This window comes from Bacillus cabrialesii, from assembly GCF_004124315.2.
GTDB classification, from domain to species: Bacteria; Bacillota; Bacilli; order Bacillales; family Bacillaceae; genus Bacillus; species Bacillus cabrialesii.
In genome coordinates this window covers 814,445-836,271 of sequence record NZ_CP096889.1, presented here as the reverse complement: position 1 = coordinate 836,271, position 21,827 = coordinate 814,445, and the positions used below count along the sequence as shown (strand labels likewise).

The window sequence follows — 21,827 nt, the reverse complement described above, 5'->3', positions numbered from 1 at the left end:
ATAAGCAGGGTGTTTCATTTTTGTACATTATGTGAAAAAAGCGCGGCCTGCTGCGGGCCGCGCTTTTTTAGCTTTCCAGCTCTTCTATCATGAGGGACAACTCTGTCCAGCGGTCCATCGCAGCCTCAAGCTCTTCCGCTGTTTTCGCCTGCTCGGCCATCAGCTCTTGGATTTTTCCAAAATCGCTGCCTGCTGCGGCGATGTCAGCTTCGAGCTGCTCATGCTTTTCTTCCAGCTGGGCAATTTTATCTTCGATGCCGTCCCATTCAAGCTGATCTTTGTAAGAAAGCTTTTTCCGTTTTTTCTTCGGCTCAGCTTCGGCCGGTTTTGCTTCAGCAGCCGGTTTAGCAGCTGTTTTTTTCGCTTTCGACTCCTCCATATAGTCGCTGTAGGAGCCCTGGAAGCGGGAAATGACGCCGTTTCCTTCAAACACAATCAAACGGTCGACGACACGGTCAAGGAAGTAGCGGTCATGGGATACGGTGATGACGACGCCTGGGAACTGGTCGATGTAATCCTCCAAGACGCTTAATGTTTCAGTATCCAAATCGTTCGTCGGCTCATCGAGAAACAGGACGTTCGGCTCCTGCATGAGAACCTGAAGCAAGTATAAACGGCGTTTTTCCCCGCCGGACAGCTTGCGGATATACGTCTGCTGCATCGAGCGCGGGAAGAGAAAGCGCTCCAGCATTTGTTCAGCTGTAATGATATCGCCATCCGCTGTTTTTACGATCTCCGCCGTTTCTTTAATATAGTCAATGACCTTTAACTCGCCATTCATTTCACTATGATCCTGGGTATAGTAGCCGATTCTGACGGTCTGTCCGATCGTAATATGGCCACCGTCTGGTGTATGACGGCCGGCAAGGGTGTTTAACAGTGTTGTTTTTCCGATGCCGTTTGGCCCGATGATCCCGATCCGTTCACCCGGTATGACCAGTTCATCAAAGCTGTCGACAAGCATGCGGCCGCCATAAGCGATCATCACGTTCTCCGCTTCAATGACCTGTTTGCCAAGACGATGGGAGCCAATTGCAAAGTCGAGTGAACCCGATGATTGAGGGCCTTTCTGCTCCTTAAGCGCCTCAACCCGGTCAATTCTCGCCTTTTGTTTTGTGGAACGAGCTTTCGCTCCCCGTCTGAGCCAAGCCAGTTCACGGCGCAGCAGGTTTTGCCGCTTCGTTTCCTTTTGCTCAGCCTGCGCTTCGCGTTCTGCGCGTTTTTCTAAAAACACCTCATAGTTGCCTTTGTACGTGTAGAGGCTGCCTCGTTCGAGCTCATAAATGCGGTTCGTGACACGGTTTAAGAAATATCTGTCGTGCGTCACCAGCATGACGGCGCCGGAATATTGGCTTAAATATCCTTCAAGCCACTCAATCGTCTCATTATCCAAATGGTTCGTCGGCTCGTCTAAAATGAGCAAATCAGCGGGCTGGATTAAGTTTTTGGCAATCGCCACCCGTTTTTTCTGGCCGCCTGAGAGCTCGTTGACTGGCTTTGTTACGTCGTTAACACCGAGCTTAGACAATACGGTTTTCGCCAAGGTATTCGCATCCCACGCGTTGTTCGCGTCCATTTTCGCCTGCGCCGCCAGCAGGTGCTTCTGGCGCTGTTCATTTTCGGGATCTTCCCCCAGTTCATACAGCGCTTTTTCATATTCACGCAAGGTTTTCATCACAGCCGATTCACCGGAATAAATATGCTCCAGCACAGTTTGCCCCGCAGGCAGCTCCGGGTCTTGATGAAGAAATTCAACGTTCACGCTGCCGGATTTGGTGATGTCTCCCTCTTCGATAGATTCCAACCCGGCAATCACTTTCAACAGCGTGGATTTTCCTGTTCCATTCGGCCCGATTAATCCGATTCTCTCATTCTCTTCAATATGAAAGGAGATGTGGTCAAATAATGTTTTATCTCCGTATGTTTTATATAGATTTTCCGCTTTTAGTATGCTCATGGTTCCTATCAATCCTCACGTAAGTTCATGTGTACATTTTAAATCAGCCGCTGGAATAAAACTAGTAAAACGTCAGACAAATTTCATGGAAATGCAGGATAGAAAAAGACCGGGGACATTGTCCCCGGTCACAGATTGTTGACAAAAACCTAAAACGTTTTAGGTTTTTGTCCTCTTTTCAGCGTGATTGAAAACCCTTGAATTCTAGGAAGGGCGAGCATCGGAGCGGAGCGAATGTTCTTATTCGTGAGCACCGACGCGCAGGTCTGACAACGAATGCGAGGGTTTGCCGACACGCTGAAACCGGGGACATTTCTCCCCGGTCTTTTATTCTTCCTCTAGCGCTTTTTCCGCCATTTTTGCGAGATGCTGCGCGCTTCCTGAAATCTCCTGCATCGTGGCTGAGATTTGTTCAACAGCGGCGGCTTGTCCGTCCGTATGCTGATTAATTGACTCAATTGATTCCTCCAGCCCTTTCAGCAGGCTGTGGATTTTTTTCGTAATCTGGTCAATCTGGCCGACATTTTCTTTCGAATGCGTCGCCAGCTTTCTGATCTCATCCGCGACGACAGAGAAGCCTTTTCCTGACTCCCCTGCTCTCGCCGCTTCGATTGCGGCGTTCAAACCAAGCAGGTTGCTTTGGTCTGAGATGCCTTTAACAGTTACTGAAATATCAGCGATTTCACCGGCGCTTTCACTTACCTTTTTCGCCTGAGAGGAAATGCCTGTCATTTGAGATGAAAACCCGTTGATTGATTCAGAAATGTCAGAAATGGCCGCAGCCGTTTGTTCAACGACAGCTGATAAGCTTTCCGCCACATCATGAAGCTTTGACGACTCCTCAAGGCTCGTTCCGAGACCGACGCCCCCTATCACTTTTCCATTCTCGTCGTGGAGCGGAATGGCACGCGCGATCAATGGGAAGCCGAACAATTCTTTCGGCACCATGCTCGTCTTCTTCTGATTGCTGCGGATGGCGTCTGTGATAATATCACCTTTTTGCAGCGGATCGCCGGCTTTTACGTTCAAAGAAAAGGTTTTGGCCGGTATATTCACGATCAGTTTTTCCGTATCGTAAATGCCGATTGTAATATCATCCTGTACCAGGCTGTTTAAATAAGGGGCTACTTTAATAAACGCGTCAAGAAGGTCTGCGGTTTCTTTTTCCGTTCTTATGCTCAATTCCATTCACTCCTTTTGATTAATAAGGGAAGCTGCGTTTTTCGTGCTGGACCGAGATCCATTTCAGTGTCGTAAATTCTTCGAGGCTCCATTCGCCGTTCAAACGGCCGAGACCGGATTGCTTTTCACCGCCGAAGGCCACATTCGGTTCATCATTGATTGTCGTGTCGTTGACATGAATCATGCCTGTTTCAATGCGCTTCGCAAAAGCCACGCCGCGCTCAAGATTTGACGTATGTACGGCACCGCTCAAGCCAAACGGGGTTTCGTTTGCGATGTCCACAGCTTCATCTTCCGAATCAAACTTCATAAAGGAGACGACAGGCCCGAACAGCTCTTCCTTGGCAATGTTCATGAACGGTTTTACGTCTTTTAAGATCGTCGGTTCCACGATCGTCCCGTTAAATCCGCCAAGCTTCACTGGAACAGCGCCTTCTTCAATCGCTTGCTCAACAGATTTCATCAGTCCGTCCGTCTGTCTGCTGTTGATTAATGGCCCGATAATCGTGTCAGGGTCCATCGGATCGCCGACCTTCAGAGATTCCACTTTTGCCTGATACAGCTCAAGGAACTTGTCATAAATTGAAGAATGAACAAGCACGCGGTTGGCTGACATGCAAATCTGTCCTTGGTGTGTAAATCGGCTGAACACCGCCGCATTGACTGCATATTCAATATCCGCATCTTCAAGCACGATAAAGGCGCTGTTGCCGCCGAGTTCAAGAAGCGGCTTTTTAAAATGCTTCATCGCAAGCTGGCCGATGTAGCTGCCGACTTTCGTAGAACCTGTAAATGAGATGATCCGCGGCACCGGGTGTTCGACAAAGCTGTCGCCGATTTCTGCAATGTCAGTGACAACGACATTCAGCAGCCCCTCTGGAATTCCCGCGTTCTCAAAAATTTTCGCAATCAGCGTACCGCCGCAAATCGGCGTTTCTTCATGAGGCTTTAACACGACGCCATTGCCGGCTCCGAGCGCGGGCGCGACTGATTTCATAGATAAAAAGAATGGAAAGTTAAATGGACTGATGACACCGACAACGCCTGCCGGCACGCGATATAATCTATTTTCCTTGCCGTCTATTGTTGACGGAAGAATTTTTCCTTCCATGCGGACAGGGAACGTTGCCGCTTCTTTTATGATGTTTTTGACAAGCCCGATTTCAAAGGCTGCTTTGAGCCTTGTTCCCCCAAGCTCCTCCATAATCAAATAAATAATGGCTTCTTCGTTTTCTTCAATATACGTGACGGCTTTTTCTAAAATGGTTCTTTTCTCGAACGGATTGACCGCATCCCATTTTTTCTTCGCCAGCGCCGCTGCCCGGTACGCTTCATCTACATCGTCAGCAGTCGCTTTTTGGAATGTTGTGAATGTTTTTTGAGTATAAGGATTTTTGTTTTCCAATACATTTGGGCTGCTGCCCTCCCGCCATTTACCGCCAATAAACTGTTTATTCAATTCTTCATATTGAAACATGGTCAGCATCTCCTTTTTAATCCCAAGTCAAAATATGGGCGAATCTATTTTTTCTATCGGTTCGCCTTGCATAAACTTGAATATCATATTAGTAAAAATTACTATTCTATGATACGGCAACGCTGTTTCGCTTCTATCGTTTAAAGTAGAAAAATATATGATTGACTGCGCCAAATTTCGACAATATAATACAACAAGAACTGTATATAATGATTAGAATATTTTGAATTTTCCAGGAGGAACTTCGATGAGTTCATTATTTAGAAAAAAACCGCTTGAAACATTGAGCGCGCAGAGCAAGTCAAAAAGCCTTGCCCGTACGTTAAGCGCATTTGATTTAACCTTGCTTGGCATCGGCTGTGTCATCGGTACAGGGATTTTTGTCATAACAGGAACAGTGGCAGCGACCGGTGCGGGTCCCGCCCTTATCATATCGTTTATTTTAGCGGGGCTCGCCTGTGCGCTCGCAGCCTTCTGTTATGCTGAGTTTTCGTCTTCCATTCCGATTTCGGGAAGCGTGTACTCATACTCCTACGTGACACTCGGAGAGCTTCTCGCCTTTTTGATCGGCTGGGATCTCATGCTTGAATACGTCATTGCATTGTCGGCGGTTGCCACCGGCTGGTCTTCATACTTTCAATCACTGCTTGCCGGCTTCAGCCTTCATATCCCGGCCGCACTGACAGGAGCCCCGGGAAGCACGCCAGGCGCCGTGTTTAATCTTCCGGCTGCAGTGATCATTCTTCTCATCACTGCGATTGTCAGCAGAGGCGTCAAGGAGAGCACACGCTTTAACAACGTCATCGTACTGATGAAAATCGGGATTATTTTATTGTTCATCATTGTCGGGATCGGCTATGTCAAACCGGATAACTGGTCTCCTTTCATGCCATTCGGAATGAAAGGCGTCATTGTCAGCGCGGCAACTGTGTTCTTCGCGTATCTCGGTTTTGACGCGGTTTCTAACGCTTCAGAGGAAGTGAAAAATCCGCAAAAAAACATGCCGGTCGGCATTATTTCAGCTCTTGCCGTTTGTACCGTCCTGTACATCACGGTATCGCTAGTGCTGACAGGCATGATGCCTTATACCAAATTGAATGTCGGTGATCCGGTGTCCTTTGCCCTGAAATTCGTCGGCCAGGACGCTGTTGCCGGAATTATTTCCGTCGGTGCCATTATCGGGATTACGACGGTTATGCTCGCTTTGCTGTACGCTCAAGTTCGTTTGACATTTGCCATGAGCAGAGACGGCCTTCTGCCTGGATTGTTCGCAAAGGTTCATCCGCATTTTAAAACCCCGTTCCGCAACACATGGCTGACAGGTATCGTTGCAGCGGGAATCGCCGGGTTTATTAACCTCGGAACGCTGGCCCATCTGGTGAACATGGGAACGCTGGCCGCGTTTACGGTCATTTCAATTGCTGTCATTGTGTTAAGAAAGAAGCATCCGGAAATCAAAGCGTCCTTCAGAGTGCCGTTCGTTCCGGTTGTGCCGATTATCAGCGCAGGCATCTGCCTTTGGTTCATGTACAGCCTTCCCGGTATCACATGGCTTTCATTTGTGATCTGGATTGCTGTCGGAACGCTGGTTTATTTCCTGTATGCAAGAAAACACAGCTTATTAAACAAATAATTTCTTTTCAGCCGGCGGTGCCTCACCTGCCGGCTTTTTCCTTTTTTTATGTGCTATACTTTGAATACATAGGCAGAAAGGAAGACAAACCGATGAAACAATACCGCACTTTATTATTTGATGTAGATGATACCATCCTTGATTTTAAAGCGGCAGAAGCATTAGCGCTGCGTATGCTGTTTGAAGATCAGAACATTCCTTTAACAGATGAAATGAAGACGCAGTATAACACAATCAATCAAGGCCTGTGGAGAGCCTTTGAAGAAGGAAAGATTACACGGGATGAAGTCGTGAACACCCGTTTTTCCGCTTTGTTCAAGGAATACGGCTATGAGGCGGACGGCGCCTTGCTTGAGAAAAAATACCGCAGCTTTCTTGAAGAAGGGCATCAGTTGATGGACGGCGCCTTCGATCTCATCTCAAATCTGCAGCTTCAATTTGATTTGTATATCGTGACAAACGGCGTGTCTAAGACACAATACAAGCGTCTCCGTGATTCAGGATTGTTCCCGTTCTTCAAAGATATTTTCGTTTCTGAAGACACGGGCTACCAAAAACCAATGAAGGAATATTTCGATTACGTGTTTGAACGGATTCCCCAATTCTCGGCAGAGCACGCATTAATCATCGGCGATTCACTCACTGCTGATATGAAAGGCGGGCAGCTCGCCGGGCTTGATACTTGCTGGGTTAACCCTGCCATGAAGCAAAATGAATTAGACATCATGCCAACTTATGAGATTCGCAAGCTTGAAGAGCTGTATCACATTTTGAATATCGAACATACCGTCAGTTGCTAATCAATTGACGGCGTTTCTTTTAGAAACGTCTATTTTCCTCTTGATAAATTCTTCACCTTATGAATAATATGGTGATATGCTTTGGTTATATATGTAAGGAGGAGACTCATTTGGCTATCGCCGCCCCGCTAAAAGAAAAAACAGTTCAAAAACCCGGCACCACAGTGTATCCGATTCTGATTATCATCGGAATCTGCCACATGCTCAATGATTCGCTGCAAGCTGTTATTCCGGCCATGTTCCCTATTTTGGAGCGCTCCATGAGCCTGTCGTTTACACAGCTCGGCATCATCGCTTTTACATTAAACATGGTGTCATCTGTCATGCAGCCTGTCGTCGGCTGGTATACCGATAAACGGCCGCGGCCGTACGCGCTGCCAATCGGCCTGACCGCGAGCATGCTCGGTATTTTGGGCCTTGCATTTGCCCCGTCATTTGTAACGATCTTATGCTGTGTGTTTTTCATCGGATTAGGCTCGGCCATCTTCCATCCGGAAGGCTCCCGTGTGGCATATATGGCCGCCGGCACAAAACGCGGGCTCGCCCAGTCGATCTATCAGGTAGGCGGAAACTCAGGCCAAGCGATGGCGCCTCTGATCACCGCGCTGATTCTTGTGCCGCTCGGACAATTCGGCGCCGTTTGGTTCACGCTCGTCGCCGCGCTCGCTGTTATGTTTCTGCTTCATATCGCAAAATGGTACGCCGCACGCCTCGGAAGCCTTGCCCAGAAAACAGGCAAACAAAAGAAAACGGCTGACAACACGGCCATTACCAAGTCTGTTGTATCTGCTCTTATCATTATTATATTTCTCATTTTTGCGCGTTCTTGGTATACGAGTGCGATTGGCAATTTTTACACGTTTTACGCGATGGATACATACCACGTAAGCATTCAGCAGGCGCAGAGCTATATTTTTGTCTTTTTGCTGTTCGGCGCTGTCGGCACGTTCCTCGGCGGCCCGCTCGCAGACCGTTTCGGAAAACGCTTCGTGATCCTCGGTTCGCTGCTCTGTTCGGCGCCGCTGGCGATTTTACTTCCATTTGCCGGCCCCGTACTCGCCTATGGCGTACTCGCATTGATCGGCTTGGTTCTGATGTCCAGCTTTTCCGTGACAGTCGTCTACGCACAGGAGCTTGTTCCTGGAAAAATCGGCACGATGTCCGGTTTGACCGTCGGGCTCGCCTTCGGAATGGGTGCGATCGGTGCTGTGGCGCTTGGCGCTCTGATTGACACTGCGGGACTGACCCCGACGATGATCGCCATCGCCTTTCTCCCTGTCCTCGGCATCCTTGCCTTCCTATTGCCGAGTGACCAGAAGCTGAGAGAATGGCATAGCTGAAAAAACCCCCTGCCAAGCGGCAGGGGGTTTTTTAATCCAGCTGGATAAAATGAGTGTCTGGCACCGCGTGCTTCGGGATAAAGCCGTCCGCAAAGTCCGGAAACGCAGACTGTATTTCATCAATCCATCTTTTCAGATTTAATATATACGGCATATAAATCATCTCAATTGTCGCCTCGTCTTCAATCCGGTAGTACCAGCAAAGATTGAACTCATTTTCTGTCACCAGTGTAAACCCGGAGAAATGATAGAAAATCAGCGGCGTTTCATCTATATACACGCGGCCGTCCTTTTGCCCGACCTTATAGTTTTCGATATTCCAAAGCGCTGTATTGGCCCCGATCGATTTGACAACATGCACACCCTTGTACTGATCCGGCCATTTTTCCACATATCGTTGATCGCCGTACGTCTTTCGTTCCGTATCCATTTCTACTGTACAAAATGCAATACAGTCCTGTCTCCACTGCCACACCGCTTCATATGCTTCCTTCGTATTCCCGGCACCGACAAAACCTGTGTTATAGCGGCCGGTCCGTTCATAGTAGGACATGAACCGCGGCGAGTTGCGGTGATCGGTCAAATACAGAGAAGCCGTTGGGTTTTCCGCAAAAATACGCGCCGGATCAGAAAAGAAAAACAGATCGGTATCCATATGGGCAAAATATTCAGCGTCATCCCACTTGCTCATGACGTGGAACAAAAAGGCCGGCTTCAATGTCCAGCAATATTCATGAAACGTTCGATTGCTTTTCGCTTGCAGCAGCTCCGGGTCTTCCATTTCATGCAGCTGCACAAAGGTCACATGCTCCCATGGCACGTGCTGAAGCAGTTCATACGCTTTCTGATCGACACACAGCACATACAAATGAAAATCATCGCAATGCTCATGGAGAGAATGAATCATGGGCATCAGCTTAAAGATATGCGTCCTTGACACTATCGTTGAAAAATGAAATGTACTCACCATACCACATCCAATTATCTAAGATCCACGTGCAGCAAATCGTTGACAAGCGCATACAGCGCGTTGGCAAAATCGTTCACGCCAAGCTTCTTCTTCGCTTTTGGCAGAAGCTTGCGGACAGATTGCAAATCAAAGTTTTTCGCCGTCACCCTTGGGGCTTTCTTTTGCCAATCCGGATCAATGTTTCGCTCTTTGACAACATGGAGCAGCTCAAGAAAAAGATTCAGCAGCATGTCGTATTTCTGAGATTCCAAAAGCTTATGAATATCAGTCATGATGCCGTTTGTCATGTCAGGCGGGAACGGCCCGTTAAAAGCGAGATGAACGTCTAAGGAGCGGATGTTGTTGTATTTATCGCACATATAGGCAATGTTTGCCCGAATATCGTCTACAGACTTACAATTGCTGGGGTGCTCTTGATGAACACTGACAATGTCGCGGTGCAGCCTGAACGTCAGTCCGGCCTGATGAAGCCTGATTCCGAGGTCATAATCCTCAAATCCGTACCGCACAATGCCTTCATCAAATAAACCGAGGTCAACCACATGCTTGCGTTTAACAGAGGAATTATTCGTGATAAAAAAGCGCCATGGCATATGATAGCCTTTCAAATCATCGCCGTACTCATCTAAAATCCGTTTGAGCACGTCGATAAAGTCGGTATCAAGGTCAAAGCTTTTGTCCAGGAAGCTTCCGTTCTTGATATCCGCTTCCTTCAGCAGCTTTTGTTTATCTTTTTTCGGCATTTCGTCTACGAGCTTAGCGAGCTGTTCCTTATGTTCATCCTCAAACCGTTCATAATAAAAACTGTAGATCCGTTTCCAAAACAAACCGCACACGACCAAATTCTCTTCGTTCTCATGCGCTTTGATATGCTTTGCCACAAGGTCCTTCGCCGCAAGCATATCGCTGTCATGGAAAATCAAGATATCTCCTCTGGCATTGCGCAGCGCCTGATTTCGTCCGTAGGCAATGCCCCTGTTTTCTTTAATCCGTGTAAAGATCAGCGGAAAATCCGCTTGAAACGACTCAAGCATCGAGAGCGTCCCGTCACTAGAGCCATTGTCCGCTACAATGACTTCAAATTCTTCATCGCACTCCTGCTGGTTTAATGACAGAAGGCTGTTATAGAGGCGCTCTTTTGAATTATATGCAGGAATAATAACGCTTGCTTTCACTTCATTTCACTTCCTGTATTTAATCATTTATTTGTTGTCATCTTTTGAAGCAAAACCGTTAAATTCAGGGTCTAACGTTTTGATGTGCTGAATGATATGCGGCAGTGTCTCTTGGTACAGCTCATGCATAAACGGCAGGTCTGTGCGTGTTGTTTCATGAATCTGTTTGATTTCATTGATGCTGACGATTCGGTAGCCGCTGAAATGGTAAAAAATCAGCGGGCTGCCATCCTCCAGCACGATCCGGCCATTCTCCCAGGAAAACGTATGCTGCCCGTAGTTCCAGTGGCCGATGTTCACACCGGGTGTCGTAATGTCACACACATTCGGAAACAGCTCTGACATATAATCCAAATAGCCCTGATCACCAAATTTCCCTTCACCCGGGGCATTTTTGCATTCCTCAAGACAGCGTTCCTTCCACCACTCTAAACAATCCGTGCCGGCATCATCATGCTTGAAGCTGATAAAGCCGGAGTTATATCTGCCTAAAAGACGCTGCAGCATGTCAATCTGCTCTCTCTCAAAGGAAGGGATGACGATATCTCCCCGTGAAAGCAGCACCGAGCAGTCCGGCTGGTTTTCAAAAATCGGCGATGGATCTGCATAGAAAAAGAGATCCCCATCAATATACGTCACACGATCCAGCTCGGGATTGCTGTTCAGCACCGCTTGCAGAAAGATCGGCTTCATCGTCCAGCAGTACTCGCTTTGATCTCTCGTTTCCTTGAGCTTCAGAAGCGTTTCATTTTCAAGCGCGTCCACCGGCACAAGGTTCAGCTGCTTCATCTTCAGCTTCTGTAAGACGCGGTGTGTATCTTCATCCATGCACAGCGTAAAAATGGGACTGTCTTGATCCACTTGCTCTAACGACTTAAATAAGGCGACTGCCTGATATAATCTCCCTTTTGATAAAACGGTGCAATACGCGCTGGCCACAGTCATGTTCACCTCGTTTCACATTACTTTTTGAAGAATTCCGTATACCACTCAATCGTTTTTTCAAGTCCTTCATCAATGGTGTAGGCAGGTGTCCAATTCAGCAGCTTTCTCGCTTTTTCCGCGGATAAATATTGATGTTTGATTTCATTGCTTCCCTGATTTAGCACCTTCGGCTTCAGGCTGCTGTTCATTTTCTTCAAGATTTTTTCTACCAGTTCAAGCACGGTCAGCTGGATTTCATTGCTGAAGTTAAAGGCCTCTCCGGCAAGATTGTTTTCTTCCATTTTTTCTGCCAGAAGCAAATAAGCCTGAACGGCATCTTCAATATAGAAGTAGTCACGGACAAAGGTTCCGTCACTGCGGATTTCAGGCGCTTCCCCGTTCAGCACAAGCTGAATCGTCTGCGGAATGATGCGGTTGAAATTCAAATCCCCGCCGCCATACAGGTTCCCGCAGCGTGTGATGCAGACCGGAAGCCCGTACGTATGAAAATATGTGTGGCTGATCAGATCTGCGCAGCTTTTTGAGACGTCGTACGGATGCTTGCCTTGCAGCGGCATATTTTCATCATACGGAAGGTTTTCTTGATCGCCGTAAGCTTTATCACTTGAAGCGACAATCACCCGCTTGATTAAAGGATGCTTCCGGCAGGCTTCGAGAATATTCCATGTGCCGAGGATATTCGCTTCAAAGGTAGAAATCGGGTTGCGGTTTGCCACGCCGACAATCGCTTGCGCGGCGAGGTGAAAGACGGTGTCAATTTCATACTCGCCAAGCGCTCGTTCAATCACTGGCAAGTCTTCAAGAGAGCCTCGCACAACGTTCATTTTCTTGATATGTTCTCCCTGATAAAGGTTGGATTGAGGCACATGGTCCCTGACAAGCCCCGTCACGTTTGCGCCTTGTTCGATCAGCTCTTTCACCAAGTAGCTTCCTAAGAGACCTGTACACCCCGTAACAAATACGTTTTTATTTTTCCAGAAACTCAAATCAGTTCACCATACCTTCCATACTTGTTGTCCTTGATCCCACATCTTGTTGACTTCTAAGAGATTTTTATACGTATCAATGGCCGTCCAAAATCCATAATGGCGGTACACGGCAAGCTCTCCGTCTTTGGCAAGGTTCTTCAGCGGTTCATCTTCGAACATCGCGTTCCCGTTCTTCGGCAAATAATCGAAAACCTTGGGACTGAGAACGAAGAATCCGCCGTTGATGATTCCGTCACTTGATGTCTTCTCGGAAAATGTTTTCGCCATGCCGTCCTCAACCGTCAAGGTGCCGAACTGCGAGACTTTGTCAATGCCGGTGACCGTCGCGGCAGCACCCTTTGCCTGATGAAAGCTGATGAGATGGAAAAGATTAATATTGGCCAGCCCGTCCCCATACGTGAGCAGAAACGTTTCATCGCCGATATAGTCTTTTGCCTGCAAGATTCTTCCGGCTGTCAGCGTGTCTTCCCCTGTCTCCAAAAACGTAATTTTCCACGTTTCAGGCTGTCCCAGCATCTGCACCTCTCCCGTAGAGCTGTCTAGTGTCAGGCTGTTGTGCTTCCATTCATAGTCGAGAAAGTATTCTTTGATTTTTTCTCCTTTATAGCCCAAAAGCAGAATAAATTCGTTTACTCCGTAGTACTGATAGATTTTCATAATATGCCATAGAATCGGTTTGCCGCCTATCATGGCGAGCGGTTTAGGAAGGTCATTCGTGACTTCACTCATTCTCGTTCCTTTTCCGCCGCAGAGAATGACCGCTTTCATCTCTACCCCTCATCTCTATGAATATTGAGTTCGAAACCTGGTACATCTTTACAATCTATCAAGGCGTTTCCCCGATAATTTGTCCGACTTCAATACCGGTTTCAAAATCTACTGTAATGATATGAGAGAAAAGCGGTCTTGGTGACCAAATGGAATCTATTTTTTCAAGTTGGTTATGTAACCAAAAAAAGAGCCTTGAGCGAAGGCAACGCGCCCGCTCAAGGCTCTTTATCGTCTTATTTGATTTCTTTTTCCTTGCCGTAATGATAGTCAGACGGATCAACGGCTTTGAAATCACTGAGTTTATGGAACCTCAGCAAGTCTTTGTACAGGACGCTGTCTGAAAAACTCAGCTGCTGGCCCACTCTTGTTTTCAGATTCTTCGTTTCTTCATTCGCTTTCAGTTTTTCACCAGTCTTCGTATCGTAAATGATATTATCGACCGATGTGTACTTCGGCGTCACGAAGTCGCCGTTTCTGAATGCCACTGTATCATCGTGGTCTTTAGAGAATAAATCGGTACCGAAGTTGATATATTTCTGAGAATCAATCCCCTGTAAGTGCAGAAGTGTCGGCATGACGTCAATTTCGCCGCCATACGTATGGTTCACTCCGCCTTTTTTGCCAGGAACACGGATCATCAGCGGCACGCGCTGATTCTGCGCGTTTTGATAACTTGTGATTTCTTTTCCAAGAATTTCTTTCATCGCACGGTTATGGTTTTCAGAGATACCGTTATGGTCACCGTAAATCATGATAACCGAGTTGTCATACAAGCCGGCTTCCTTCAGCTCCTTGAAGAATTGCTCAAGCGCCTCATCAAGATAACGGGCTGTCTGGAAGTAGCTGTCAACTGTGCTATCGCCGGTTGTCGCTTTCTTAATGGACGCGTCTTTTTCATCCAGATTAAACGGATAATGATTTGTTAATGTAATCAAATGCGCGTAAAACGGCTGTTTAAGAGATTCAAGTTTTGGAATCGATTCTGTAAAGAATGGCTTATCCTTGAGTCCCATATTAATGACATTTTCATCCGACATATCATAACTGCTCGCGTCGAAAAACTTATCATAACCGATATGTTTGTAAATCTGGTCACGGTTCCAGAACGATTTGTAGTCACCATGCAGGACGGCGCTTGTGTAGCCTTCCTTCTGGTCTAAAATCGCAGGAAGCGACTGATATGTGTTTTCGCCTTTCGTCACAAACGCGGAGCCTTCAGGAAGCCCGAAGATGGAATTATCCATTGTCAGCTCGGCATCAGATGTTTTTCCCTGGCCTGTCTGGTGGAAGAAGTTATCAAAATACGTCACATCTTCCCCGCCGTGCGCGAGTTTATTTAAGAAAGGTGTAACCTCTTCTCCGTTGAGCTTGTAATCAATCAGGAATGACTGGAAGCTTTCCAGGTGAATCTTAATGATGTTTTTGCCTTTGGCAGAGCCGAAGTACTCGGCATTCGGTTTCGCATAATGAGACGTCGTGTAATTCTCGACACTTGTTAAATCATCGCTGCTTGCATAAGCTCTTTGCGTTTCCGTTTGAGCCGTCTGCACACCGTCATAAATGGTGTAATTGTAAAGCCCTAAGTATTTCACGATATATTTGCGGTCAAACGTTCTTGTCAACAGCTCCGAACGGTCTTTTTCCGCATAGTGCAGATTGATGAAAAACAATGCGATCCCAGAAAGAATCACTAAAGATGCAAAGCGTTTTTTCATTTTGTATTCTTTTATTTCAGGTCTCCAGATCAATACCGCAATCAAAATAATAATATCCAAGAAATAAAAAATATCATGAGCGGCCATGATGCTGAAAATCCCGTCTCCCATGTTTCCAACGTTTCCGGACTGTTTAATATTCGGGAACGTCAAGAAATCGTCAAAGAAACGATAGAATAAAATATTTGCATATAACACAAATGTCATTAAAAAGTCGATAATCAGCATAATAATGGCTGATTTACGCCCTTTCGCAAGCAAAGCCAGTCCTAAAAAGAAGACGGCGCTTGAGAACGGGTTAAATATCAGGAGGATCTCCTGGGTTGTGCCTTTTACCCCTAAGCTAAACTCTGTCTTGTAGGATAAATACGTTTTTGCCCAAAACAGTATAACAGCCAGCACAAAAAAGCTAAGTTTGTAAGAAAAAAGTTTCTTCATGGCAACCTCTACTTTCTTAAACACTTTAAGTCTTTATTCATATTTACCTGCTCTTTATCCTGCCTTCCAATTCCTTCTTTCCAAACAAAATCAAGGCATCACACAACAATAAATACACCGCGGTCACCCCCCGGAATATTTATGCTTTGCACCATACCATTTTTATTACATCCATTTCAAACCAAACACTGGACGAAAGAATCCTTCGTTTCGTTTCACATTTTTTCTCGGAACATAAAAAAGGATTTCTTTTGTCATGTGTGCCATGGAAAAAAGAAATAGATACCGAGTATAAGAATAACATAAACTAACAAAAACGAAAAATAGGTTTTGCAGACAGCCCGCCCTTTAAGGCAGACTGTGGTTATTGTATGCGCTAATGTTTAGCGCGATCACAAATTTTTCAAAAGGCAAAAAAAAGACTGGATGCCTCCAGTCTTTTACATCCCCGACCAAACATCTTTGGCATACATGCCCGTATCTTGCAGATGTTTCAGCCAGTTTTGCGCTTCTTGTTCACCTGTGCCATGAACAGACTGATACGCTTTTTGTAGCGCCTCCTCCACATCTGGGGCCATTTTGCTTCCGTCACCGCATACATAGAGCCTGCCTCCGCGATCAAGAATTGAAATTAATGTTTCTGCGTGGTCCGCCATGAGATGCTGGACATACGTTTTCGGCAAGCCCTCTTTTCTGGAAAAGGCTGTGTGGACAGTGACGATTCCGTCTTTTTCAAACTGCTCAAGCTCATCGCGGTAAATAAAATCACGATCGTTCCTGCATCCGAAATAGAGATGAGCTTCACCGAGCGTTTTTCCCTCCCGCTTTAAAGCTGAGCGTGCTTGGAGAAAACCGCGGAATGGGGCTACTCCAGTGCCCGGGCCGACCATAATGATTGGGGTTTCAGGGTCTTCCGGAAGCTGAAACCGGGATTCCGGTGTGCGCACAAACATGACGATATCATCACCCGCTTGGCGCTCAGCTAAGTCATTTGAAGCAACGCCCCTGTATTCGCCGCGGCCGCTCCACGCGGGGCCGCGCACGACACCAACGGTAATCGATGCTTGCCCCGGATTCACTCTTGGAGAGCTTGAAATCGAATAATATCTCGGTTTTAACGGCCGTAAAAGCTCTAAAAATCGTTCAAACGGCATGTCGCACGCTTCATATTGTTCAAGCAGATCCAGCATGGAAATCCGTTTTTTCAATATTTGCTCCTGATAAACACCCTCTGCAGCCAGCTCTTCTAATTCGCGCTTATGCGGCGGGCAGGCTGTAAATGCCGCCAGCTCCCTTATTTGCGCCCTTGTGGCGGCTTCCTGCACCTCGACGCTGTAGCTGAGAAGATCATGCAGACTGACAGGTCGCCCTAAAGGCAGATGCCCCGCACTGCGCCCGCTTGCCGACAATGTCACGTGATCGCTTCCCTTCAGACCGAAGCGGTGAAGAACCCGGCTGACATTGGTTTGGCTGTTCCTCGGCAATACGCCAAGGTGGTCGCCCTCCCGATATTCAACATCCGGCGGCAATACGATTTCGATATGGCGGGTGCTCCGGTCGCTGTTTGCGGATTGGAGTTCACGATTTTCGGCGATGGATGCGTGAGCCGCTTCGTACGATCGGGCCAGAGGGGACTCTCCAAGCCCTCTGACAAACTGAAGGCTCAGCGTGCTTCGGTCCTTATCGGCGTTTTCATTAAGCTCCAGCCCGAATGCTTTGATGGCGTCCGCCCACATGCTTTTTTTCCACTCGTCAAGCTGCCCTTCAAAGTCACCGCTTACATCACCCTCCCCTCGCGCAGAAAAGCGAGTCGCGCCTTTCTCTTCAAGCTGCTCATCAATGAATCTCGGCACGTACTGATATGTGCTCGCCCAGTTATGGTCGCCGCAGCCAAAAACCGCGTAATGAACGCCCTCAAGCTCACCCGGTTTGATTTCTTGAAGCCACTGCACGAACTGGGCCGCATTGCTTGGCGGTTTTCCGTTATAGGAAGAGGTCACAATAACCACCGCTCCCTCTTTCGGCAGCTTTCCAATCTGGTCGTTCAAAGGTGCCGCTTCGGTCCTTACACCGTGAAGACTGGCTGTATCCGCAAGCTCCCGGGCTACGCCTTCTGCGGTGCCGGTATCAGAGCCGTACAGCACGAGAAGCGGGCGGTTGTTAAGGCCGATGACTGATGCACCTTTTGTTTCCCTTTTCTCTTTTTGCTCATCGGGCGGCGCTTTTTCAGCTGCCGGGATGTCCGCATGAATGGCTTCCTGATACCGGGTTTGAACCCTGATACGAAAATCGCCCGGCTTGAGTGTCAAGGTTTGTTTGATATCTAGCTCATAATTCTCATGATCAATTAACGTGAAATATTTTAAAATCATGCCCAGCACGAGTGTGGCTTCATGAAGGGCAAACTGCATGCCGATACAGGCCCGCTGTCCATTTCCGAACGGCTTGTACGCATGATGAGGCACTTGGTCCTGATGTTCGAACCGTTCCGGCCGGAATTGTTCAGCGTCCTCTCCCCAAGCATCCCGATCACGATGAAGGTGCGGAATCAGCACAGAAATTCTGTCTTTCGTTGTAATCGGATATTTTCCGCCAATGACTGTGTCTTCTTTTGGATAAAGACTGAAAGCCGGAGCCGTCGGCCATAAGCGCAGTGATTCATTTAAAATCATCCGTATGTATTTTAGCTCCAGCACTTGTTTGTAGGTCGGCGCTGCGTCTGTCAGCACCCTGTCGACCTCATCATACGCCTTATTCAGTTTGTCAGGATGCTTCAATAAAAAGTAGGTCGCAAAGGAAAGCAAGCCGCTCGTTGTTTCATGTCCGGCAATCAAAAACGTTATGATTTGAAAACGGATATTTTCATCGTCGAGCTTTTCACCCGTTTCCGGATCTCCCACATTCAGCATACGGGCAAGCAAATCTTTTTCATCCTGGTCTCCATTCGACCTGCGCTCCGCAATAATGCTGTCGACTAACGAAAACATCGTTTGAATGTCATGATGAAATTGGCGCTTTGTTCTGACCATCAGTTTGTCTTGAACATCAAGCCGCTGCATCTGGTGCATCGCTTCATCCAGCGCACGCACCATGCTGTTGATAAACGGGTGGGGCGTTTCTCTGTAGTAGCTGTTAAAGCGATAGTTAAACCCGCACAGCCCAATTGTATCGAGCGTCAGCCTCGTCATATCCCCCGGGACATCGACTGCTTCATTCGGATTAAGTCTGGCCCATTTTTGAATGAGCTGGACGGCGATGTCGACCATTTTCTCATGATAGTCCTTCATGGCCCGCTGGCTGAATGTCGGCATCAGAATGTTGTGGGCTTTTCTCCAGTTAGGCTCATGCGTCCAGCTTGTAAACAATCCGTCACCGGAAAACGCGCGAACCTTCTCCAAGGCGCCTTCAATGCTTTTATCGAACCGTTCTTCATCACAAACCTCTTTCACCAATTCATGGCCGGACACCACAATGGTCGTGCCCGCGGGTGTATGGATTTGAAAAATCGGACCTTGCTCTTCCGCCAGTTTGATCAGCGAAAGCGTCGGTTTGTCTTTATCAATTAAAGGCAAATTGCCGAGCGGCCCAAACGTCTTCGGCTGAGGAATCGGGCTTGTTTCCTTCATCGAACCATTCCTTTCCGTATGAAATGCCTTCTATTTGACTACATTTCCCTTTCATGGTCATGATTATTCCGTTCTCCCAATTGACGCATGATCAATGTTTTTTCTATACTTGAGAAGCTGTACAATACGCGAATAAGGTGAGTTCATATATGGATTTTGAAATTCGATTTTTATCCTTTTATGTTATACAAGTGGAAGGCAAGGATGAGCAGGCGAACAAGCAGTTCAAGCATTTCCAAACCCTTGATACAGGTGAATTTGAAGAAAGCGAGCTGAAGGATTTTCTCGACGGGGAGCTGAAAAAAATCGTCAAACGCAAAGCCGACCGCCATCCGCAGTCCGAGCAGGTTCCGACGAAAATCGGCCATTTTATCGTCGAGCCCGGTCACGAGCTAGATTCCAATCCGAACTATAACATGTTCAACCGCGCACGTTTGGCGAAAACAAAAGAGGACTTTAACGAGCTGAGCGAGCAGTTCGTCCGCACATACCTCGACACGAGCGCGGTCCGCGGCGGCGTGTTCCTCGTCGCTTCAGCCGTGCCGAGGAAATACTTCGATGAGTCATTTGTTTTCATCATGAAATGTGATTTTGAGCCGAAGGTCGCCCGCATCTCAGACGCATCTTCTCTCATTAAAAAAGTCGAAATGGCAATTACGACAAAAAATATGAAAAGCATTCAATACCCGTACATGCCTGAAGAAGGAATGATTGAGGAAGGCGAGCTGAAAATCCACCAGTCCTCGCACGCCCGCTATTTCGAGGACTTCCTGAAATTCGTCGAGTATGGCGAATCAATGCCGGAAATCATGAAAAACCAGGTCATGAACATGGTGCAGGAGCACGTCTACGAGACATTTGAAGACAACAGCGAAGAGCTCAAGCAGTTCGAGCACGACATCGAAATCTGGGAAGCAAGCGAAAAACGGGAAATCCAAGAGCGCCTCGACACCCATCAAGTGATCGAAGCCTCCGCCCAAATCATCGAGCACACGCCCGAGGCCCAGCTGAAAATGAAAGTCGGAGAAACAGAGATTAAGGGATTGCTAGCGGATTTTGGCGACTCCATTCATCTCGCAAAAGTGAACGGACGCTATGTCGCGCTGATTGAAGCCGAGACAATTTCGTTCGAGAAGGGCAGTTCGCCGGTGGAGTTTTATAAGCCTGAAGGGCTGCATGATGTGATTGAGCGGATAAAAGGGAAAAATATAAATGATGATTAGATGTTTGTTAAAAATAATAAAAGAGAGAATATTTCAGAATTCTCTCTTTTTTTAAATAGCCATATATTAATTAGCGATCACAAGCAATACCATCACCATCACGGTCAAGATGTTTCGCATACCCTGGTTCACCAGAATGTATAGGGGCAACACCAGCTTGCCGTGCTGCGGTACAATTTTTGTAATACACATTAGTCTGTTGTTCTTGTGCCTCTGCTTGTTGTACCTCTTTCTCTTGCTTACGCTTTTCTTGTGCTAGTCGCTCTTCTTCCTCTTGCTTACGTTTTTCTTCCGCTAGTCGTGCTTCTTCTGCTTGCTTACGTTTTTCTTCTGCTTGCTTACGTTTTTCTTCTGCTTGCTTACGTTTTTCTTCTGCTAGTCGTGCTTCTTCTGCTTGCTTTTTTGCTTTTTCTTCTTGCTTACTCTTATTATCTTGTTGTTTATTATCTTCATGTTTGCTTTGATTTTCTGTCTGTTCTGCCTTTTGTTCGGTCTTTGAAACAGATGTTTTATCACTTGATTTTACAGAGTTAGCTTCTTTATTTTTCTCGTCAAAAAACGTATTAAATATTAACAAAAATATCATCAGGTAAACCAATGAAGCAATAACTCTTTTCCACCACTTACCACTTCGAAACCCTAATATTTTTTGATACCATTTCCGCTTCTTCTGCTTAAGAGGAATATTTGCAGCATTTAAAATAGAAACAAATTCCTTGCCAGATATATTTATAATCAAACTTTCTCCTGTTTCCGTAACATTGATAACTGTTTTTATTGCAAATCGATCTATAACCGCGTTAGAAAAGTATTTAAAATCCCACTTATTTAATAGTTTGGATTTTCTTTCTTTATTATCAAATTCATATAAGTACACCACTTGATTGTCGAGTACAATAAAATTACCGTTACTTTGTCCATCCTCTTGGAAAAAGCCTTCCGCTATCAAGGCAGCATTTTTATGTTTTTCACGCAATAATCGTTCGCCATTTTTCATAAGACTTAGATTATCCCTCTTCATTAGAAAAGAAGTAATTTTAACATTTCGATTTTGTAAATCAATTAATTTTTCAGCATGTAAAAAATAATCAAAATCATGTGTAACGGTAGTTAGAATTTCTTTTGATTGATTAGATATCATGTATTCTAAAATCTCTATAAATTCTTGGCTATCATCATTTTTCTTAATATCATCGAAGGTACGTTTTAAACGGCCTATCTTAAGGCTTAAAATCCAACTATTTTTATCTTTTCCATCAGTTCTTACTTCAATTTCATTAATTTGTGAATATTCATATGTTATTTGTTCGTACTTAGAAACAAAGAAAATGGATTGGGTAGTAAGTGCTAATACCCCTTTTAATTCTCTACCACTTTTTTTATCACATTCAGCTTCAATAATCTTTAGAACATTTTCTTGCGACGATAATGTGACCCTTTCTGCGTCTTGTAATAATCTTTTATACTTTGAAAATAAGGTTTTTTGGCCCATTGTAGGGCGTTTACCTATCCACTTTTGCATAATGTCCCCCTATTTTACATTAATGAAATTCTAACAGAAACTTTTGTTTTTTAACTTAATTTTA

Annotated in this window: 15 protein-coding genes; 4 read left to right on the top strand and 11 right to left on the bottom strand. The window is 46.2% G+C overall.

Features of this window, described 5'->3' with window-relative positions; all coding sequences use genetic code 11:
* Positions 1-67: 67 nt before the first annotated feature.
* The 3 genes from EFK13_RS04240 to yfmT all read right to left on the bottom strand — a co-directional run bounded on the left by EFK13_RS04240 (position 68) and on the right by yfmT (position 4,616).
* The gene (locus tag EFK13_RS04240) at positions 68-1,957 is read right to left on the bottom strand and encodes an ABC-F family ATP-binding cassette domain-containing protein (RefSeq protein ID WP_129506420.1); all 1,890 of its coding nucleotides are present in this window, start codon (positions 1,955-1,957) and stop codon (positions 68-70) included.
* 327 nt (positions 1,958-2,284) lie between these two features.
* Positions 2,285-2,689, bottom strand: a complete 405-nt coding sequence (locus tag EFK13_RS21200) for a methyl-accepting chemotaxis protein (RefSeq protein ID WP_373683402.1) — start codon at positions 2,687-2,689, stop codon at positions 2,285-2,287.
* A gap of 469 nt (positions 2,690-3,158) precedes the next feature.
* Complete coding sequence (yfmT, locus tag EFK13_RS04230) at positions 3,159-4,616, bottom strand: benzaldehyde dehydrogenase (protein ID WP_129506422.1); 1,458 nt, start codon at positions 4,614-4,616, stop codon at positions 3,159-3,161.
* 247 nt (positions 4,617-4,863) lie between these two features.
* On the opposite strand from yfmT, the gene bcaP reads away from it, so the two are divergent.
* From bcaP to EFK13_RS04215, 3 genes are all read left to right on the top strand, one after another.
* Positions 4,864-6,249, top strand: a complete 1,386-nt coding sequence (gene bcaP / locus EFK13_RS04225) for a branched-chain amino acid transporter BcaP (RefSeq protein ID WP_129506423.1) — start codon at positions 4,864-4,866, stop codon at positions 6,247-6,249.
* A gap of 92 nt (positions 6,250-6,341) precedes the next feature.
* Positions 6,342-7,049, top strand: a complete 708-nt coding sequence (locus tag EFK13_RS04220) for a YjjG family noncanonical pyrimidine nucleotidase (protein WP_129506424.1) — start codon at positions 6,342-6,344, stop codon at positions 7,047-7,049.
* A 110-nt stretch (positions 7,050-7,159) separates the two neighbouring features.
* Positions 7,160-8,389 (top strand): MFS transporter, encoded by a 1,230-nt coding sequence (locus EFK13_RS04215; protein WP_129506425.1) that lies wholly within the window; start codon positions 7,160-7,162, stop codon positions 8,387-8,389.
* 31 nt (positions 8,390-8,420) lie between these two features.
* On the opposite strand, the gene EFK13_RS04210 is transcribed toward EFK13_RS04215, so the two are convergent.
* The 7 genes from EFK13_RS04210 to cypD form a co-directional block, all read right to left on the bottom strand.
* Positions 8,421-9,356, bottom strand: a complete 936-nt coding sequence (locus EFK13_RS04210) for a putative nucleotide-diphospho-sugar transferase (RefSeq protein ID WP_129506507.1) — start codon at positions 9,354-9,356, stop codon at positions 8,421-8,423.
* Positions 9,357-9,370: 14 nt separating this feature from the next.
* Entirely contained in the window at positions 9,371-10,534 is a 1,164-nt protein-coding gene (locus EFK13_RS04205; protein WP_129506426.1) for a glycosyltransferase family 2 protein, read from the bottom strand.
* Positions 10,535-10,561: 27 nt separating this feature from the next.
* The gene (locus EFK13_RS04200) at positions 10,562-11,473 is read right to left on the bottom strand and encodes a putative nucleotide-diphospho-sugar transferase (protein WP_129506508.1); all 912 of its coding nucleotides are present in this window, start codon (positions 11,471-11,473) and stop codon (positions 10,562-10,564) included.
* Between the two features lie 23 nt (positions 11,474-11,496).
* Complete coding sequence (locus tag EFK13_RS04195; protein WP_129506427.1) at positions 11,497-12,465, bottom strand: GDP-mannose 4,6-dehydratase; 969 nt, start codon at positions 12,463-12,465, stop codon at positions 11,497-11,499.
* Positions 12,466-12,471: 6 nt separating this feature from the next.
* Entirely contained in the window at positions 12,472-13,236 is a 765-nt protein-coding gene (locus EFK13_RS04190) for a glucose-1-phosphate cytidylyltransferase (RefSeq protein WP_129506428.1), read from the bottom strand.
* 236 nt (positions 13,237-13,472) lie between these two features.
* A complete protein-coding gene (ltaS1, locus tag EFK13_RS04185) occupies positions 13,473-15,392 on the bottom strand; it encodes a lipoteichoic acid synthase LtaS1 (RefSeq protein ID WP_129506429.1) in 1,920 nt (639 codons plus the stop codon).
* A gap of 440 nt (positions 15,393-15,832) precedes the next feature.
* Positions 15,833-19,018: a bifunctional P-450/NADPH--P450 reductase gene (gene cypD, locus EFK13_RS04180; protein WP_129506430.1), complete on the bottom strand. Its 3,186-nt coding sequence runs from the start codon at positions 19,016-19,018 to the stop codon at positions 15,833-15,835.
* Between the two features lie 149 nt (positions 19,019-19,167).
* On the opposite strand from cypD, the gene EFK13_RS04175 reads away from it, so the two are divergent.
* Positions 19,168-20,241, top strand: coding sequence for a DUF3900 domain-containing protein (locus tag EFK13_RS04175; protein ID WP_129506431.1), 1,074 nt, complete (start codon positions 19,168-19,170; stop codon positions 20,239-20,241).
* A gap of 70 nt (positions 20,242-20,311) precedes the next feature.
* On the opposite strand, the gene EFK13_RS04170 is transcribed toward EFK13_RS04175, so the two are convergent.
* Complete coding sequence (locus EFK13_RS04170; protein WP_129506432.1) at positions 20,312-21,763, bottom strand: excalibur calcium-binding domain-containing protein; 1,452 nt, start codon at positions 21,761-21,763, stop codon at positions 20,312-20,314.
* Positions 21,764-21,827 lie beyond the last annotated feature (64 nt).

Excerpts from the sequence above, each read along its gene's own strand:
- EFK13_RS04240 (WP_129506420.1), bottom strand. The coding sequence starts at position 1,957 with ATGAGCATACTAAAAGCGGAAAATCTATATAAAACATACGGAGATAAA.
- EFK13_RS04175 (WP_129506431.1), top strand. The coding sequence starts at position 19,168 with ATGGATTTTGAAATTCGATTTTTATCCTTTTATGTTATACAAGTGGAA.
- EFK13_RS21200 (WP_373683402.1), bottom strand. The coding sequence starts at position 2,689 with ATGACAGGCATTTCCTCTCAGGCGAAAAAGGTAAGTGAAAGCGCCGGT.
- bcaP (WP_129506423.1), top strand. The coding sequence starts at position 4,864 with ATGAGTTCATTATTTAGAAAAAAACCGCTTGAAACATTGAGCGCGCAG.
- EFK13_RS04170 (WP_129506432.1), bottom strand. The coding sequence starts at position 21,763 with ATGCAAAAGTGGATAGGTAAACGCCCTACAATGGGCCAAAAAACCTTA.
- cypD (WP_129506430.1), bottom strand. The coding sequence starts at position 19,018 with ATGAAGGAAACAAGCCCGATTCCTCAGCCGAAGACGTTTGGGCCGCTC.
- EFK13_RS04190 (WP_129506428.1), bottom strand. The coding sequence starts at position 13,236 with ATGAAAGCGGTCATTCTCTGCGGCGGAAAAGGAACGAGAATGAGTGAA.
- EFK13_RS04220 (WP_129506424.1), top strand. The coding sequence starts at position 6,342 with ATGAAACAATACCGCACTTTATTATTTGATGTAGATGATACCATCCTT.
- ltaS1 (WP_129506429.1), bottom strand. The coding sequence starts at position 15,392 with ATGAAGAAACTTTTTTCTTACAAACTTAGCTTTTTTGTGCTGGCTGTT.
- yfmT (WP_129506422.1), bottom strand. The coding sequence starts at position 4,616 with ATGTTTCAATATGAAGAATTGAATAAACAGTTTATTGGCGGTAAATGG.